The sequence below is a fragment of the Streptomyces sp. SID14478 genome, assembly GCF_010548525.1.
Classification (GTDB): Bacteria; Actinomycetota; Actinomycetes; order Streptomycetales; family Streptomycetaceae; genus Streptomyces.
The window spans coordinates 1-14,859 of the sequence record NZ_JAAGMG010001186.1; the positions used below are offsets into that span (position 1 = coordinate 1).

Below are 14,859 nucleotides of genomic sequence, written 5' to 3' on the forward strand. Positions count from 1 at the left end.
CTGAGCGGATCGCGGCCACCCGCGACGCCCGCACCCGGATCGACCTGCCGCCGGGCCGCAGGGACGAAGTGACGCGCCTGGCGGCCTCGTTCAACACGATGCTGGGCGAGCTGGAGGACTCGGTGACGGCCCGCCGCCGGCTGGTCGCGGACGCCTCCCACGAGCTGCGCACACCCCTGACGGCGCTGCGCACGAACGCCGAACTCCTGGCGCGCGCCGAGCGTCTGACGCCTGCTCAGCGCGCTCGCGCCTCGGCCGCGCTCGGCCGCCAGATCCACGAGGTGACGTCCCTGGTCAACGACCTTATCGAGCTGGCCCGCGACGAGGAGCCGCGGCCGCTCGTCGAGGAGGTGGCCCTGGCGCCGCTGGTGTCGCACGCGGTGGAGGCGGCCCACGCGCACTGGCCGCACGTCGCCTTCACGGTCACGGTGGCCCCGGAGGCGGCGACGGTCACGCTCCCCGGCGTCCCGTCCCGCCTCTCCCGCCTCCTGGCCAACCTGCTGGGCAACGCCGCCAAGTTCACCCCGCCGGGCGGCGCCCCGGTGGAGGTCACGCTGTCCGCGCGGGACGTGACGGTGCGGGACCACGGCCCGGGCATCGCCGCCGAGGACCTCCCCTACGTCTTCGACCGCTTCTACCGGGCCGAGGCGTCCCGCGCGCTGCCCGGTTCGGGGCTCGGCCTGGCGATGGCCCGGCAGATCGCGCAGGCGCACGGGGCCGAGCTGACGGCCGAGGCGGCGCCGGGCGGCGGGGCACTGTTCCGGCTGACGTTCCCGGGCCCCTAGGGCGTGTTTTGAAAGTCCCGTCGTTCGCCCGAAGGGCGGGCCCCGCGGCGTCCGGTGCGTGCGATCGCAAGGCGCCGGAGCGTCCTCATAGCGGAGCTATGCGGGCGCTTCGGCAACGCCGCTGGGGGTCCCCCCGGCCGAAGGCTGGGGGAGTGCGTGCCGGGCGTCGCGGGGCAGGCGGGACTTTCAAAACACGCCCTAGGACGCCGCAGGCCTACTTGTTCCAGGCGCAACTGCCCAGCGTGGCCCGCTTCTTGGCGACCAGCTTGTCGGCCTCGCCGGCCGGCAGGACGCGGGTGCGCTTGCCGGTGCAGACGACCGTGCGGTCCGCCCGGCCGGCCAGGTCGACGAGGATCTGGTCCCAGTGGCGGTACTGGACGTCGTGGGCGGAGTCCGCGTAGGTACGGGTCTTCACGCGGGCGCCGGACGGGAGGTGCGCGCGCCAGGTCGCGAGCGTGGCGGGCGGCACGGTGGTGTCCTTGTCGCCGCCGTAGAGGTACACGGGCGCGGTCAGCTTCGACAGGTCGGGGCCGGGGCGCTCGCAGTACAGCTTCTGCTCGTGCACCTGCGGCGCCGGGTCGGCCTGCTGGCCGCGCTGGTTGTAGGTCCGCGCGCCGTCCTCGTACGCGGTGTCGGCGAAGCCCGGGATGGACTTCACCGGGCTGTCGTCGGGGAACGCCCACCACGTGCGCGGGTCCCTGATCTGGTCCTTGACGGCGGCCGCGAGGGCGTCGTCGGACAGGCCGCAGTAGGCGGGCTCGGTGCCGTAGGGCGGCAGGGCGGCGGCGAGGTGCAGGGCGGTGACGCGGCCCGGGGCGCGGGCGGCGAGCTCGGCGGCGTACGGGCCGCCGCCGGATATCGCGACCACCTTGAAGTCCTTGACGCCGAGCCGGTCGAGGACGGCCAGGGCGTCGGAGGCGAAGTCGGCCTTGCCGAGGGCCGGGTCGTAGTCCGTGTCGCCGAATCCGTTGCGCTCGACGGAGATGAGGCGCAGGTCCAGGTTCTGCCTGGTGGTGCGGAAGAAGTCGGTCATGTGGACGGCGCGGGCGCTCGTCCCGGTGCCGCCGATGTAGAGGACGGGCGTGCCGTTCGCGGGCCCCGAGTCGGTGTAGTGGGCGGTGCGCCCGTTCGGCAGCTTCGCCGCCTGCACCTGCGCCCCGAGGGAGTCGAACGTGTTCTGCACCTTCGGCTCCGCCGGCGGACTCGCGCTCACCGCGCCGGAGCCGCCGAGGGCGACGCCGCCGAGGAGGGCGAGGGCGGCGATGCCGAGGGTGGTGGTCCTGGTGCGGGTGGATCTGGGTGTTGACACGTGTGACTCCTGGGACGTGCGGGGCAGTTGACCTGCCCGCGCCTACCCTCCGGGCGCCACCTGACACGCCTCCCGCCTGCCCCGTTCCCTGCGCTTCGCGGCTGCGGGCCGGTGGGGGCTGGTCGCGCAGCGCCCCTGGGGAGATGCCGCCCGCAGGGCGTGCATCTCAGGGGCGCGGGGAACTGCGCGACCAGCCACGACGAGACCCGCACCCGCCGACGAACCGGCAACCCCGCAGACGACAACGCGCCGGACCTAGAACCCGGCCGGCTCCGTATAGACCCCCCACTCGTCCCGGAGCACCCCACAGATCTCCCCGAGCGTCGCCTCCACCCGCACCGCATCAAGCATCGGACCGATCATGTTCGACCCGTCGCGGGCCGCACCCAGCATCCGCTCCAGCGCGGAGCGCACCGCGGCGTCGTCGCGAGCGCCCTTCCGCTCGCCGAGGACCCGTACCTGGTCGCGTTCCACCTCGTGGCTGACCCGCAGGATCTCCAGGTCGCCGGTGACGGACCCGTGGTGGACGTTGACCCCGACGACCCGCTTGTCGCCCTTCTCCAGGGACTTCTGGTACTGGAAGGCGGACTCGGCGATCTCGCCCGTGAACCAGCCGTCCTCGATGCCGCGCAGGATCCCGGACGTGACCGGGCCGACGGGGTGCTGCCCGTCGGGGTGCGCCCGCAGCCCGCGCTCCTTGATCTGGTCGAAGATCTTCTCCGCGTCGGCCTCGATGCGGTCGGTGAGCTGCTCGATGAACCACGAACCGCCCAGCGGGTCCGCGACGTTGGCGACGCCGGTCTCCTCCATCAGCACCTGCTGCGTGCGCAGGGCGATCTCGGCGGCCTGCTCGCTGGGCAGGGCGAGGGTCTCGTCGAGGGCGTTGGTGTGCAGGGAGTTCGTGCCGCCGAGCACCGCCGCCAGCGCCTCCACGGCCGTCCGGACGACGTTGTTGTACGGCTGCTGGGCCGTCAGCGAGACGCCCGCGGTCTGGGTGTGGAACCGCAGCCACTGCGCCTTGTCCGTCCGCGCCCCGTAGACGTCGCGCATCCAGCGGGCCCAGATCCGGCGCGCGGCACGGAACTTGGCGATCTCCTCGAAGAAGTCGACGTGCGCGTCGAAGAAGAAGGACAGTCCGGGGGCGAAGACGTCCACGTCGAGCCCGCGGCTCAGCCCGAGCTCCACGTACCCGAATCCGTCCGCCAGCGTGTACGCCAGCTCCTGCGCGGCCGTCGAGCCCGCCTCGCGGATGTGGTATCCGGAGACCGACAGCGGCTTGTACGCGGGGATGGACGCGGCGCAGTGCTCCATCAGGTCGCCGATCAGGCGCAGGTGCGGCTCGGGCTGGAAGAGCCACTCCTTCTGCGCGATGTACTCCTTGAAGATGTCGGTCTGCAGGGTGCCGTTGAGGACCGCCGGGTCGACGCCCTGCCGCTCGGCCGCGACCAGGTACATGCAGAAGACCGGCACGGCCGGGCCGCTGATCGTCATCGACGTCGTGACGTCGCCCAGCGGGATGTCCTGGAACAGGACCTCCATGTCGGCGGCCGAGTCGATGGCGACGCCGCAGTGCCCGACCTCGCCGAGCGAGCGCGGATCGTCGGAGTCCCGCCCCATGAGCGTCGGCATGTCGAAGGCGACGGACAGCCCGCCGCCGCCGTTGGCGAGGATCGTCTTGTAGCGCTCGTTGGTCTGCCGGGCGTTGCCGAACCCCGCGAACTGGCGGATGGTCCAGGTGCGGCCCCGGTAGCCGGTCGGGTGCAGGCCGCGCGTGAACGGATACTCGCCGGGCCAGCCGATCCGCTCGAAACCGTCGTACGTGTCCCCGGGCCGCGGCCCGTAGACCGGCTCGACCGGGTCTCCGGAGAGCGTCGTGAAGTCGGCGTCCCGCTTGCGGGCGGAGTCGTAACGGGCCTGCCAGCGAAGGCGGCCCTCGGCAATGGCGTCAGCGTCCTTGCTTCCCATGCCTTCAATTTACTAGGACGTCCTAGTAAATGTCGATGGCGAACCGCTCACACATCGTGCGAGCGGTGGGGGTTACGCCTTGGCGAGGTTCGTGCCGCCGTCGGTGACCTTGGCCTCCAGCTCCGCGGAGACCTTGCGCTCGACGAAGAACGCGGCGGTCGGGATGGTGCCCGCGATGAGCACCCACAGCTGCTTGCCGACCGGCCACTTCGCCTTGGACCCGAGGTCGAAGGCGAACACCAGGTAGACGACGTACAGCCAGCCGTGCGCGATGGCGATGACGCGCGTGGCGTCCGCCGCCCCGTCGATGCCGAGCGCGTACTTGGCGATCATGCCGAGACACAGGAGGACCAGGAGCACGCCCGTCACGTAGGCCATGATGCGGTAGCGGGTCAGCACGGATTTCTTCATGGTTATGAGCGTAACCGCCCGAAAAACCCCCGCGTCGGCGGGGACCGCACGAGGACCCGGCACCAGGTCAGCACGCTCTTCGGAACACCCCGGCAGCGGCGGGGAGACCGCGCCGGCCCGCGGGGACGCCGGCCCGCCGCGTCAGTCCGCGTCGTCGAAATCGCGGGCCGCCACCCGCAGCGGCCGCAGCATCGCGAAGATCTCCGCGCACTCCTCGGCGTCGTACACCCCGAGCCCGAAGTCCATCGCCATCAGGTCCCCGGTCGCGGCCTCGACGACCTCGCGGCCCTTGTCGGTGATGGTGGCGAGCGTGCCGCGGCCGTCGTTCGGGTTGGGCCGCTTGTCGACGAGGCCCGACCGCACCAGCCGGTCCACGGTGTTCGTCACGGACGTCGGGTGCACCATGAGCCGCTCGCCGATCTTCGACATGGGCAGCTCGCCGGCCTTGGAGAAGGTGAGCAGGACGAGGGCCTCGTAGCGCGCGAAGGTCAGTCCGTACGGCTTGACGACGGCATCGACCTCGGCGAGCAGGATCTGGTGCGCGCGCATGATCGAGGTGATCGCGCCCATGGACGGCACGGACCCCCAGCGCTGCTTCCAGAGTTCGTCGGCGCGGGCGATGGGATCGAAGGCAAGACTGAGCGGCTTCGGCACGCCCCCGACCTTACCGGCCGGTCACATGACGGTCAGCTCCGTCTCGCCCTTTGACCGGCCGGTCGTCCGCCGCCCTGGTGCGCTGCGGCGGCAATCCCCGCCGACGGGCGCCCCTTATGCCACGATTGCCGGAATTCACCGTTGATCGAACCGCGTTTTCGAGCTTGATCGAACCGTTCCGAACCAGGGGTCAGGATGTCCGTCCCGTCCATCCGCACACCGGCACGCACCCTCGCGCTCACCGCCGCCGCCCTCCTCCTCGCCACCCTCGCCACCGGCTGCTCCGACGACGGCGGGCGTGACACCGCCGCCGAGGCCGCCGGGCAGACCGCTCCCACCCACGACTCCGACTCCTCCCCCTTCTGGGTCGACCCGGCCTCGGACGCCGCCGTCCAGGCCGCCGCGTGGGAGAAGCAGGGCCGCGCCTCCGACGCGACCGTCATCCGGCGCATCGCCCAGCGCCCGCAGGCCATGTGGGCGCCGGGCGACTACCCGCGGCCCGCGATCGCCGAGGCCGGGAAGCAGGCGGCGAAGGCGGACAAGACGCTGGTCCTGGTCGCGTACAACATTCCGCACCGCGACTGCGGGCAGCACTCCGCGGGCGGGGCGCACACCGCGGACTTCTACTACCAGTGGATCGACGCGTTCGCGACGGGCATCGGCGACACCAAGGCCCTGGTGGTCCTGGAGCCCGACGCGCTCGGCCACATCGTCGACGGCTGCACGCCCGCCGAGTACCAGGAGGAGCGCTACCAGCTGATCTCGGCGGCGATCGACCGGCTGAAGAAGCAGCCGCACACCAAGGTCTACGTCGACGCGGGCAACCCCGCCTGGATCCCGGACGCGGCCAAGCTCGTCGAGCCGCTGCGCCGGGCCGGCATCGCCAAGGCGGACGGCTTCTCCCTCAACGTCTCCAACTTCCAGACGGACCAGGCGAGCACGGCGTACGGCAAGGGCCTGTCACAGCTGCTGGGCGGCGCGCACTTCGTGGTGGACACCAGCCGCAACGGCGCCGGCCCCTACGCCGACGGCCAGGCCGACGCGTGGTGCAACCCGCCGGACCGGGCCCTCGGCACCGCCCCGACCACGCGGACCGGTGATCCGCTGGTCGACGCGTACCTGTGGGTCAAGCGGCCCGGCGAGTCGGACGGGACGTGCCGGGGCGGGCCCGCGGCGGGGACGTGGTGGGCGGATTACGCACTCGGGCTCGCCCGCAACGGGCACGCGTAGCGCCCACCACGTCCTGCGTCACTCGCCGACCTTGACCCACTTCGCCTCGGACGTCACGCCGTTCGCGTCCGAGACGAACAGCATGTACCAGCCCGGCGGAACCAGGCTCGGGTCCTTCGGGACGTCGACGGTCACCGCACCGTCGCCCTTCGTCACGCCCAGTTCGATCGAGCGCTGCTCCACGTCCGTCGTGTGCGTCACGGCGGACGGGCGCATCAGCCGCGCCTTGACGATGCGGTCGGCCTGGTCCGTGCGGTACGTGGCCCGGTGGTCGTCCGGGAGCGTCTCGGGCCCCGAGCGCAGGACCGGACGCTTGTCGGCGCCGCGGTGCAGCGCGGGCGGCGTGAAGATCTCCATGCGCTGCTCGAAGTGGCCCAGCTTGGTGTTCTGCTGGTTGTCGTAGAGCGGGTCCGAACCGAACGTGGCCACCCGCCCGTCGGGCAGCAGCAGCGCCTCCGAGTGGTAGTTGCGGCCGACCTTCGGGGACGCGGCGTCGTGGAACGCGTTGTCCTTGGGGTCGTAGAACTGCGCCTTGAGGATGTTGCTGGCGCTGCGGCCGCGGTAGTCGGAGGAGCCGTTCGACGTGAAGACCGAGTCGTCCGGCATGATCACGCTGTTCAGGTAGCGCGTGCCCTGCGGGAGTCGGGGACCCGTCGTGAAGTGCGGGTTGTCCTTCTTCAGGTCGACGACCGCGGTGCGCGACGTCGCCTTCTTGGACTCGCCGACGCCACCGCCGCCCATGATCATGACCTTCTGGTCCTGCGCCGGCGCCAGCAGCAGGGACGCGGACGTCTCCGTCTGGTCGGTGTCGGTCAGGCCCGGCACCTTCTGGAACTTGTTGGTCTTCAGGTCCCACAGGCCCGGCTCGCGGCCCTTGTCGGCGGGCCCGTACCCGGCGTTGGACGCCGGGTAGAAGAGCTTGCCGCCCTTGGTGAGGAAGAGAGCGGGGTAGGTGGGGAAGTACCGCTTGGGCCCCATCGTCCACTTCTTGGTCTTCGGGTCGTAGATCTCGTTGTCGCCGGGGTCGATCATGCCGACGTCGTCGAGCCCGGACACCGCGAGGACCTTGCCGTCCTCCAGGCCGACCAGGGTCGGGTACCAGCGGGCCTTCTCCATCGGGTCGACCGGTACGTACTTCTCGGCGACGGGGTCGAACTCGTAGGCCGCCTTGATCCCCTGGAAGTCCTCCTTGTCCATGGTGATCTTCTCGGAGAGCCCGTACGCGTTGTCGGCGTCGTCGCCCTTGAGGCCCTCGATCTCGTACTGGGCCTGCTTGTCGGTGACGTACTGCTTGCCGTCGGCGGCCGCCTGGACGAAGACGCGGGCCTCGCTCGCCTTGACCGACGTCCGCCACGGCTGCATGACACCGGCCGCGTTGTACGTGATGTGGTTGACGCGCTTGGCCTTGGGCACGGTGACGTCGAACTGCGAGACGTACTCGATCCCGGACGGGGAGCGGAACTTGGTCCCCTTCTTCAGGACCATCGCCTTGTCGGGGCTCTCGTTCTTGACCCGCATGCCGCCGCCGGCCCGCTTGACCTCTCCTTCGAGCTGCTCGTAGCGGGCGGTGCCGCCCGCCACGAGCATGCGCCCGTCGGGGAGCGCGGCGTGGCCCGAGCAGAAGAAGTCCTCGGGGGTGGCGATCTTCTTGAAGGTGTTCGCCTTCGGGTCCCACAGGATCGTGTCGAAGGAGCCCGCGTCGAACTTCTTCTGCTCGTTGCCCGACCCGGCGACGATCAGCACCTTGCCGGTGTGCAGGAGCGCCGCGTGGATCGCGTTGGTGCGGAACCGGTCCGGGATGTCGACCGAGGTCCACGAGCCGTACTTGGCCTTGTAGCCGGGCTGGGCGATCTTCCAGTCGTAGTACTGCTCGGAGGCGAAGGTCCAGGCGGCCGGGGCGTTCAGGCCGACGAGGAGGGCGACACCGCCCGCTCCGAGGACCGTCTTCTTCATGCGCTTCGAAAGCCGGTAGGCCATGGGTCAGTTCCCTCCTGTGCTCGTGCTGGAGACCCGGCTGGAGACGGCGAGGGCCGCCGGTTCGTGCTCGACCTCCGGGAGCCGGGCGGGGGCGGTGGCCGCGGCCTCGCGGCGCTGCGTGAAGAGCCACACCCCGACGGGCGCCACCGCGATGCACAGGGCGAGCACCGCCCAGGTGCGCATGGCCACATGGGTGTGGCCGAGGACGACGGACGCCGCGAGGGACGTGGCCAGCACGGCCGCCCAGCACAGGTGGATGCGGAAGGTCAGCAGACGGTCGGGGCTGGCGTCGCCGCCCTTGGGGGTGACGACGAAGCGGCTGGGGCGGCGCAGCAGGGCCGCGCCGAGCGACTTCAGGTAGATGGGGGCGGATATCGCCGACATCGCCATGCCGGCCAGGCCTCCCGAGCCCTCGGGTTCGTGCGGCGAGACGTTGTGCCGCCGGTTCCACAGGTAGAGGCCGATCTGGAGCGCGGCCGCGTCGCTGTAGAGCATCAGCCACACGGAGGCGGAGACCTCCGTGCCGCTCGCCCCGAACCACAGGAAGAGCACGCAACTCAGCACGCCGAGCAGCCAGTTGACGGCCGTCATCGGGTAGTAGACGAGCATCATGGTGTACGAGAAGAGGCGGCCGGGCGGCATCGAGAACGGTGCCTTCCAGTACTGCTTGAACAGCGTCTCGTACGTGCCGCGGGACCAGCGCATCTGCTGGGTGAAGAAGTCCGTCCAGGAGGCGGGCCCCTCGCCCACGGCGAGCACGTCGGGGGTGTAGACGGAGCGCCAGTTGTGGCCGGTGGACGGGTTCTTGTGGCGGTGGATCTCGAAGCCGGTCGCCATGTCCTCGGTGACGGAGTCGACGAGGCCGCCGATCTGCTGGAGCGTGGAGATCCGTACGACGTTGTTGGTGCCGACGAACATCGGCGCCCGGTAGCGGTTGCCCGCCCGCTGGATCAGCGCGTGGAAGAGGAACTGCTGGGACTCGGCGGCCTTGGTGACCGGGGAGTCGTAGTTCCCGTAGACCTGCGGTCCGACGACGAAGGCGACGTCGGGGTCGCGGAAGTAGCCGAGCATCCGCTCCAGGAACTCGGGCACGGGCACGTGGTCGGTGTCGACGGAGGCGAAGAAGTCGTAGTCGCTGCCGTGCATCGCGAGCCAGGCGTTGTAATTGCCGTGCTTGGTGCGGGTCTTGTGGGGACCCTTCTTCTGGTTCCACTCGGGGACGCCGTGCCGGGTGAAGTGGCGCACGCCCAGTTCGGCGCAGAGCGTCTTGGCCGCCCGGTCGTCGCCCTCGTCGAGGAGCCAGACGTCGAGCGGTCCGTCGTGGGTGAGGCGCACGGCCCCTTCGAGGGTGGCGCGCACCATCGAGAGGGGTTCCTTGCCGGGGACGTACGTCGTGAGGAACGCGACCCGGGTGCCCGCTTGGGGGCGGACGGGGACGGGGTCCCTGGCGACCATCGTCGCGTGGGCGATGGACAGGACGTTGATGAGCATGAAGAGCTCGATGAGCCCGATCGCGACGAGCATCGCGACGTCGAGCGAGACGAGCCAGCGCTCTCCGCCCTCGCGCTCCACCCAGTGGGTGGGCCACACGAGATAGACGAGCAGCACCCCGGTGAGTACGGGCGCCAGCGTCATCAGCAGGACGGCACGTATTCGGTGGGGCTCACGCGAGAGCAGCGATATGTACTGCACCTTGTAAGCGCCGTCGCGAGGCGGCTCGGTGAGCGGCCCCGCAATCCTGCTGTAGGTGTCGTAGTCATAGCCCTCAGGCCGCACGGTGCCCTCCAGGATCTGGTGATCAAGCTGCCGATACCTTCACAAAAGGTGAGTTTTCCCGGCGTGTCGAACCAGAGGACGCGTACGAGTGAGGTATTGAACGCGGACGGCTCAGTGCCGCACACACGTGCGGCCCGGCGTCCGTCGAGGACACCGGGCCGCGCGGGGCGTGCCGTTGCTACTGCTGCTACTGCGCGAGGTGCCGCTCCACCGTCGCCACCTTCGACGTCAGACCGTCGGTGACCCCGGGGCGGATGTCGGCCTTCATCACGACGGAGACCCGGGGCGCCCGCGCCTCGACCACGGTGACCGCGCGCCGGACGACGTCCATGACCTCGTCCCACTCGCCCTCGATCGACGTGAACATCGCGTCGGTGCTGTTCGGCAGACCCGATTCGCGCACCACGCGGACCGCGTCGGCGACGTACTCCCCCACGTCCTCGCCGACCCCGAGCGGCGTCACGGAAAAGGCGATGATCATGCGTTGACCACGCCTTCCTGCCGGGCGCGGGAGGCGATGACCGCGTTCTCGGCCTCGCGCTTGAGCTTGCGCTCGGCGAAGAAGCCGCCGGTGGGCAGGACGGACAGGACGAAGTAGAGGATGCCCGTGCCGGCGCTCCACTTCGCGCGGTTCCAGGCGTCGAGCCAGAAGATCACGTAGAGCACGAACAGCACGCCGTGCACCATGCCCATCACCGGCACCGCGTTGAACTCGGTCGTGCGCTTGAGCACCGAGCAGAGCAGGAGCAGCAGGAACGAGACGGCCTCGGGCGCGGAGACCAGGCGGAGGCGGCGGAGGGCGGAGGCGGTCTTGATGTCCACGGGGCACCTTCGGCAGAAGCGGTGGGCGGGCTGTCGATCTTGTGAATGTACGCACAAGCGTTTCCCATTGTGGCATCGGGCCCTTCGCCACCTGTCGGCGGGCTCCTCCGTCCAGCTACCTTCGACCCCGTGGCAACGTTCCGACTCCAGGGCAGCAAGGTGCTGGCCGTCGACATGACGGGCGACAGCGTCAAGGCGAAGAACGGCTCGATGGTCGCTTACGACGGCCGGATGGCGTTCAAGAAGCTGAGCGGGGGTGGTGAGGGGATACGAGGGATGGTGACGCGCCGCATCACCGGCGAGCAGATGGTGGTGATGGAGGTGAAGGGCCAGGGGACCTGCTGGTTCGCGGACCGGGCGAGCGAGATCAACCTGGTGGAGCTGCGCGGCGACAAGCTGTACGTCGAGGCGAGCAATCTGCTGTGCACGGACGCGGCGCTGCGCACGGGGACCTCCTTCACGGGGATGCGCGGCGCCTCCCAGGGCAACGGCCTGTTCACCACGACCGTCGAGGGGCACGGGCAGGCGGCCCTCATGAGCGACGGCCCGGCCGTCGTGCTGCGCGTCAGCCGCGACTACCCGCTGACCGTCGACCCGGGCGCGTACATCGCGCACCAGGGCAATCTGCACCAGTCGTTCCAGTCGGGCGTCACCTTCCGCACGTTCCTGGGCGAGGGCGGCGGCGAGGCGTTCCAGATCTTCTTCGAGGGCGACGGACTCGTCTACGTACAGCCCAGCGAGCGCAACACGATCGCGGGTGATGTGTGATGCCGCCCGCGGACTTCCGTGAGATCAACTCGAAGATGATCGAGGCGACCGTCGTCCCCGGACAGCGCCTCTACAGCCAGCGCGGCGCGATGCTCGCGTACAAGGGCGACGTCTCCTTCACCCCCAACCTCCAGGGCGGACAAGGCGGCCTGATGTCCATGCTCGGGCGGCGGGTGGCCAACGAGGCGACGCCGCTGATGACCGTCGAGGGCAACGGGACCGTGCTGTTCGGGCACGGCGGCCACCACGTCCAGGTGATCCACCTGTCCGGCGACACCCTGTACGTCGAGGCGGACCGGCTGCTCGCCTTCGACGGGGCGCTGCGCCAGGGCACGATGTTCATGGGCGCGCAGGGCGGGGTCATGGGCATGGTGCGCGGGCAGGTCACCGGGCAGGGGCTGTTCACGACCACGCTGCAGGGGCAGGGTGCGGTGGCCGTGATGGCGCACGGCGGAGTCATCGAGGTGCCGATCACCCCGGGCCGGTCCGTGCACGTCGACCCCCAGGCCTACGTCGCCCACCACGGCGACGTCCGCAACAAGCTGTCCACGGCGCTCGGCTGGCGGGACATGGTGGGCCGCGGCAGCGGCGAGGCGTTCCAGCTGGAGCTCAGCGGGAGCGGCGCGGTGTACGTCCAGGCCTCGGAGGAGAAGCTGTGACAACCGGACCCGTGGTGTACGACCCCATGACGCTGCCGGTCGACGACAACGTCAACGCGTACACCTTCTGCGTGGAACTGAAGAGCAGCCAGTGGTTCCTGCAGAAGGGCAAGATGATCGCCTACTACGGGCGGATGGAGTTCAACGGCATCGGGCACGGCCGGCTCGACCGGCTGGTGCGCACGTCGTTCCACTCGCCGCTGCACGCGAGCGACTGGGTGGTGGCGGAGGGCAGCGGCAAGATGCTGCTCGCGGACCGGGCCTTCGACGTGAACTCGTACGACCTCGATGACGGCAATCTGACCATCCGGGCGGGCAATCTGCTTGCTTTTCAGCCAACTCTCGCGCTGAAGCAATCGATCGTGCCCGGCTTCCTCACGCTCATTGGCACCGGCAAATTCGTCGCGGCTTCAAACGGTCCGGTGGTCTTCATGGAGCCGCCCCTGCGCGTGGATCCGCAGGCGCTCGTCGGCTGGGCCGACTGCCCCTCGCCGTGCCACCACTACGACCACGGGTACCTGACCGGCGTGATCGGCGGTCTACGTGCGATGACGGGCGTCGGCGGGGTCTCCGGCGAGGAGCACCAGTTCGAGTTCGTCGGCGCGGGGACGGTGCTGCTGCAGTCCAGTGAGGCGCTGATGCCGGAAGGGGTGACGGGTGACGTGCCTCACCAGGCGGGCGTGCCGGGCGGCGCTCCGGGTGCGGGCGCAGGTCAGCCACAGCAACCGCGCCTTCCCGGACAGCTCGGGGACCTCCAGCGTCGCTTCGGGCTGTGAGCGGTAGTCTGCGGAGTGTGACGTCGAACGCCTGACCCCTTTCGGTACGTCACCTCTGTGCGACGTCACACCTTCCACCTTCGTTCGCATTTCAACTTCTTAGGTAGAATCGAATTCATGGAGACCGAAACGGCCACGCAGTGGCTGACCGACGAGGAACAGTGCGCCTGGCGCACCCACCTGGAGGTCAACAGGCTGCTGAACTACCAGCTGGAGAAAGACCTCCAGCCCTTCGGCCTGACGATGAACGACTACGAGATCCTGGTGAACCTCTCCGAGGCCGAGGAACACCGGATGCGGATGAGTGATCTGGCCGCGGCGACGCTGCAGTCCAAGAGCCGCCTCTCGCACCAGATCACCCGCATGGAGAACGCGGGCCTGGTACGCCGCGAGAACTGCGAGTCGGACCGGCGCGGCCTGTACACCGTGCTCACCGACACCGGCCTGGAGACCATGCGCACGGTCGCCCCGCACCATGTGGCGTCCGTGCGGCAGCACTTCGTGGATCTCGTCTCGCCACAGGAGCTGGGCGACCTGCACAAGGCGCTCGGCCCCATCGCGGAGCACCTGCGTTCGCAGCGCGGCAAACCGTGACACCTGCGAATCGCAGCGGGCCGCGGCGGGCCGCCGACTTCCGCCGCGGCCGGCTGGACTAGGTGTACTGACCTGTGAGGTTGGGGACGCGGCTGGCGGGTGGTTGGCCTGCGAGCGCGGTGTGTCCGCGGTGGTGATTGTAGGAGTGCAGCCACTGCGGGAACGCTTCGCGGCGTTCGGCTTCTGAGCGGTAGGGGCGGGCGTAGGCCCATTCGTCGAGCAGGGTGCGGTTCAGCCGTTCGACCTTGCCGTTGGTCTGCGGGCGGTAGGGCCGGGTTCGCTTGTGTGCGATCCCGGTCGCTGCCAGGGCATCGCGCCAGGTGCGGGAGCGGTAGCAGCTGCCGTTGTCCGTCAGGACGCGTTCAACGGTGATGCCCGCGCTGGTGAAGTAGGCGTGGGCCCGCTGCCAGAAGCCGGTCGCGGTTTCCTTGCGCTCATCCGTGTGGATCTCGCTGTAGGCGAGCCGGGAGTGGTCGTCGACGGCGGTGTGGATGTAGCTGTAGCCGGCGCCGGACCGGGTTGCGCGGCCTGCTTGGCGGCCCAGGGCCTTGTGGCCGCCGCCGTCGGGGATGTTGCCGAGTTTCTTGATGTCCACGTGGACGAGTTCGCCGGGCCGGTCGCGTTCGTAGCGGCGTATGACCCGGCCGGTTGCCCGGTCCAGGTGCGTGAGCCGGGCGAGCTGGTAGCGGGTCAGGACGCGGTGGACGGTCGAGGGCACCAGGCCGAGCAGGTGAGCAATGCGTGCCGGTCCCCAGCGGCGCAGGACACGGACTTTGATGATCCGGCGTTCGGTGCGGGTCGGTGTCCGGTCCGGGCTGTGACGGGGGCGGCTGGAGCGGTCGCTCATGCCGGCCTCGCCCAGGGCACGGTAGCGGCCGGCCCAGCGCTGGGCGGTGGTGGGCGAGACCTGAAAGCGTTCCGCGGCCCGGCGCAGCGGCCAGCCGTCATGGACCACGCAGCGGGCCAGCCGCAGCCGTCCGGTCTCGGTCAGAGGTGCATTACGGTGGGGCACGAGGGCCTTTCTGTTGCTGGTGCAGATGTCGCAATCCACACCAGGCCAGAAGGCCCTCACCCATTTCAAGATCGATCAGCCGTGAACCCTGTCACTGTCCACAACCTCCCCGGACAGAACA

Annotated in this window: 15 protein-coding genes; 6 read left to right on the top strand and 9 right to left on the bottom strand. The window is 70.0% G+C overall.

Features of this window, described 5'->3' with window-relative positions:
- The coding region (locus G3I40_RS37705) for a HAMP domain-containing sensor histidine kinase (RefSeq protein ID WP_164559322.1) at positions 1 to 785 on the top strand (785 nt) is incomplete at its 5' end.
- Between the two features lie 214 nt (positions 786 to 999).
- Here G3I40_RS37705 and G3I40_RS37710 read toward each other — a convergent pair.
- The 4 genes from G3I40_RS37710 to G3I40_RS37725 form a co-directional block, all read right to left on the bottom strand.
- Positions 1,000 to 2,094, bottom strand: coding sequence for an alpha/beta hydrolase (locus G3I40_RS37710; protein WP_343245146.1), 1,095 nt, complete (start codon positions 2,092 to 2,094; stop codon positions 1,000 to 1,002).
- A gap of 255 nt (positions 2,095 to 2,349) precedes the next feature.
- Positions 2,350 to 4,059, bottom strand: a complete 1,710-nt coding sequence (locus G3I40_RS37715) for a methylmalonyl-CoA mutase family protein (RefSeq protein WP_164559323.1) — start codon at positions 4,057 to 4,059, stop codon at positions 2,350 to 2,352.
- Positions 4,060 to 4,131: 72 nt separating this feature from the next.
- Positions 4,132 to 4,470 (bottom strand): DUF3817 domain-containing protein, encoded by a 339-nt coding sequence (locus tag G3I40_RS37720; RefSeq protein WP_164559324.1) that lies wholly within the window; start codon positions 4,468 to 4,470, stop codon positions 4,132 to 4,134.
- A gap of 141 nt (positions 4,471 to 4,611) precedes the next feature.
- A complete protein-coding gene (locus G3I40_RS37725) occupies positions 4,612 to 5,124 on the bottom strand; it encodes a MarR family transcriptional regulator (protein WP_164559325.1) in 513 nt (170 codons plus the stop codon).
- A 195-nt stretch (positions 5,125 to 5,319) separates the two neighbouring features.
- Between G3I40_RS37725 and G3I40_RS37730 the strand changes: the two genes are divergently transcribed.
- Positions 5,320 to 6,354 (top strand): glycoside hydrolase family 6 protein, encoded by a 1,035-nt coding sequence (locus G3I40_RS37730; RefSeq protein ID WP_164559326.1) that lies wholly within the window; start codon positions 5,320 to 5,322, stop codon positions 6,352 to 6,354.
- Positions 6,355 to 6,372: 18 nt separating this feature from the next.
- On the opposite strand, the gene G3I40_RS37735 is transcribed toward G3I40_RS37730, so the two are convergent.
- The 4 genes from G3I40_RS37735 to G3I40_RS37750 all read right to left on the bottom strand — a co-directional run bounded on the left by G3I40_RS37735 (position 6,373) and on the right by G3I40_RS37750 (position 10,929).
- The gene (locus G3I40_RS37735) at positions 6,373 to 8,331 is read right to left on the bottom strand and encodes a kelch motif-containing protein (protein WP_164559327.1); all 1,959 of its coding nucleotides are present in this window, start codon (positions 8,329 to 8,331) and stop codon (positions 6,373 to 6,375) included.
- Positions 8,332 to 8,334: 3 nt separating this feature from the next.
- Positions 8,335 to 10,107 (bottom strand): cellulose synthase catalytic subunit, encoded by a 1,773-nt coding sequence (locus G3I40_RS37740; protein WP_164559328.1) that lies wholly within the window; start codon positions 10,105 to 10,107, stop codon positions 8,335 to 8,337.
- 187 nt (positions 10,108 to 10,294) lie between these two features.
- Complete coding sequence (locus G3I40_RS37745) at positions 10,295 to 10,588, bottom strand: MTH1187 family thiamine-binding protein (protein WP_164559329.1); 294 nt, start codon at positions 10,586 to 10,588, stop codon at positions 10,295 to 10,297.
- Positions 10,585 to 10,929: a DUF3817 domain-containing protein gene (locus G3I40_RS37750; RefSeq protein WP_164559330.1), complete on the bottom strand. Its 345-nt coding sequence runs from the start codon at positions 10,927 to 10,929 to the stop codon at positions 10,585 to 10,587. Before G3I40_RS37750 ends, G3I40_RS37745 begins: the two co-directional genes overlap by 4 nt.
- A 129-nt stretch (positions 10,930 to 11,058) precedes the next feature.
- Between G3I40_RS37750 and G3I40_RS37755 the strand changes: the two genes are divergently transcribed.
- The 4 genes from G3I40_RS37755 (at position 11,059) to G3I40_RS37770 (ending at position 13,726) form a co-directional block, all read left to right on the top strand.
- Positions 11,059 to 11,697 carry an AIM24 family protein gene (locus G3I40_RS37755; RefSeq protein WP_164559331.1) on the top strand — a complete coding sequence of 213 codons (639 nt, stop codon included), beginning with the start codon at positions 11,059 to 11,061 and terminating at the stop codon, positions 11,695 to 11,697.
- The gene (locus tag G3I40_RS37760) at positions 11,697 to 12,356 is read left to right on the top strand and encodes an AIM24 family protein (RefSeq protein ID WP_164559332.1); all 660 of its coding nucleotides are present in this window, start codon (positions 11,697 to 11,699) and stop codon (positions 12,354 to 12,356) included. The genes G3I40_RS37755 and G3I40_RS37760 overlap by 1 nt, the downstream gene beginning before the upstream one ends.
- Positions 12,357 to 12,382: 26 nt before the next feature.
- The gene (locus tag G3I40_RS37765; RefSeq protein WP_164559336.1) at positions 12,383 to 13,132 is read left to right on the top strand and encodes an AIM24 family protein; all 750 of its coding nucleotides are present in this window, start codon (positions 12,383 to 12,385) and stop codon (positions 13,130 to 13,132) included.
- Between the two features lie 117 nt (positions 13,133 to 13,249).
- Positions 13,250 to 13,726: a MarR family transcriptional regulator gene (locus G3I40_RS37770; RefSeq protein ID WP_164559333.1), complete on the top strand. Its 477-nt coding sequence runs from the start codon at positions 13,250 to 13,252 to the stop codon at positions 13,724 to 13,726.
- A gap of 58 nt (positions 13,727 to 13,784) precedes the next feature.
- Here the strand turns inward: G3I40_RS37770 and G3I40_RS37775 are convergent, their stop codons facing one another.
- Positions 13,785 to 14,738 (bottom strand): IS481 family transposase, encoded by a 954-nt coding sequence (locus G3I40_RS37775; protein WP_164559334.1) that lies wholly within the window; start codon positions 14,736 to 14,738, stop codon positions 13,785 to 13,787.
- Between the last annotated feature and the right edge of the window lie 121 nt (positions 14,739 to 14,859).

Bases quoted from the DNA above. Each gene is read 5' to 3' on its own strand.
- G3I40_RS37735 (WP_164559327.1), bottom strand. From the start codon at position 8,331: ATGGCCTACCGGCTTTCGAAGCGCATGAAGAAGACGGTCCTCGGAGCG.
- G3I40_RS37745 (WP_164559329.1), bottom strand. From the start codon at position 10,588: ATGATCATCGCCTTTTCCGTGACGCCGCTCGGGGTCGGCGAGGACGTG.
- G3I40_RS37765 (WP_164559336.1), top strand. From the start codon at position 12,383: ATGACGCTGCCGGTCGACGACAACGTCAACGCGTACACCTTCTGCGTG.
- G3I40_RS37770 (WP_164559333.1), top strand. From the start codon at position 13,250: ATGGAGACCGAAACGGCCACGCAGTGGCTGACCGACGAGGAACAGTGC.
- G3I40_RS37760 (WP_164559332.1), top strand. From the start codon at position 11,697: ATGCCGCCCGCGGACTTCCGTGAGATCAACTCGAAGATGATCGAGGCG.
- G3I40_RS37715 (WP_164559323.1), bottom strand. From the start codon at position 4,059: ATGGGAAGCAAGGACGCTGACGCCATTGCCGAGGGCCGCCTTCGCTGG.
- G3I40_RS37730 (WP_164559326.1), top strand. From the start codon at position 5,320: ATGTCCGTCCCGTCCATCCGCACACCGGCACGCACCCTCGCGCTCACC.
- G3I40_RS37720 (WP_164559324.1), bottom strand. From the start codon at position 4,470: ATGAAGAAATCCGTGCTGACCCGCTACCGCATCATGGCCTACGTGACG.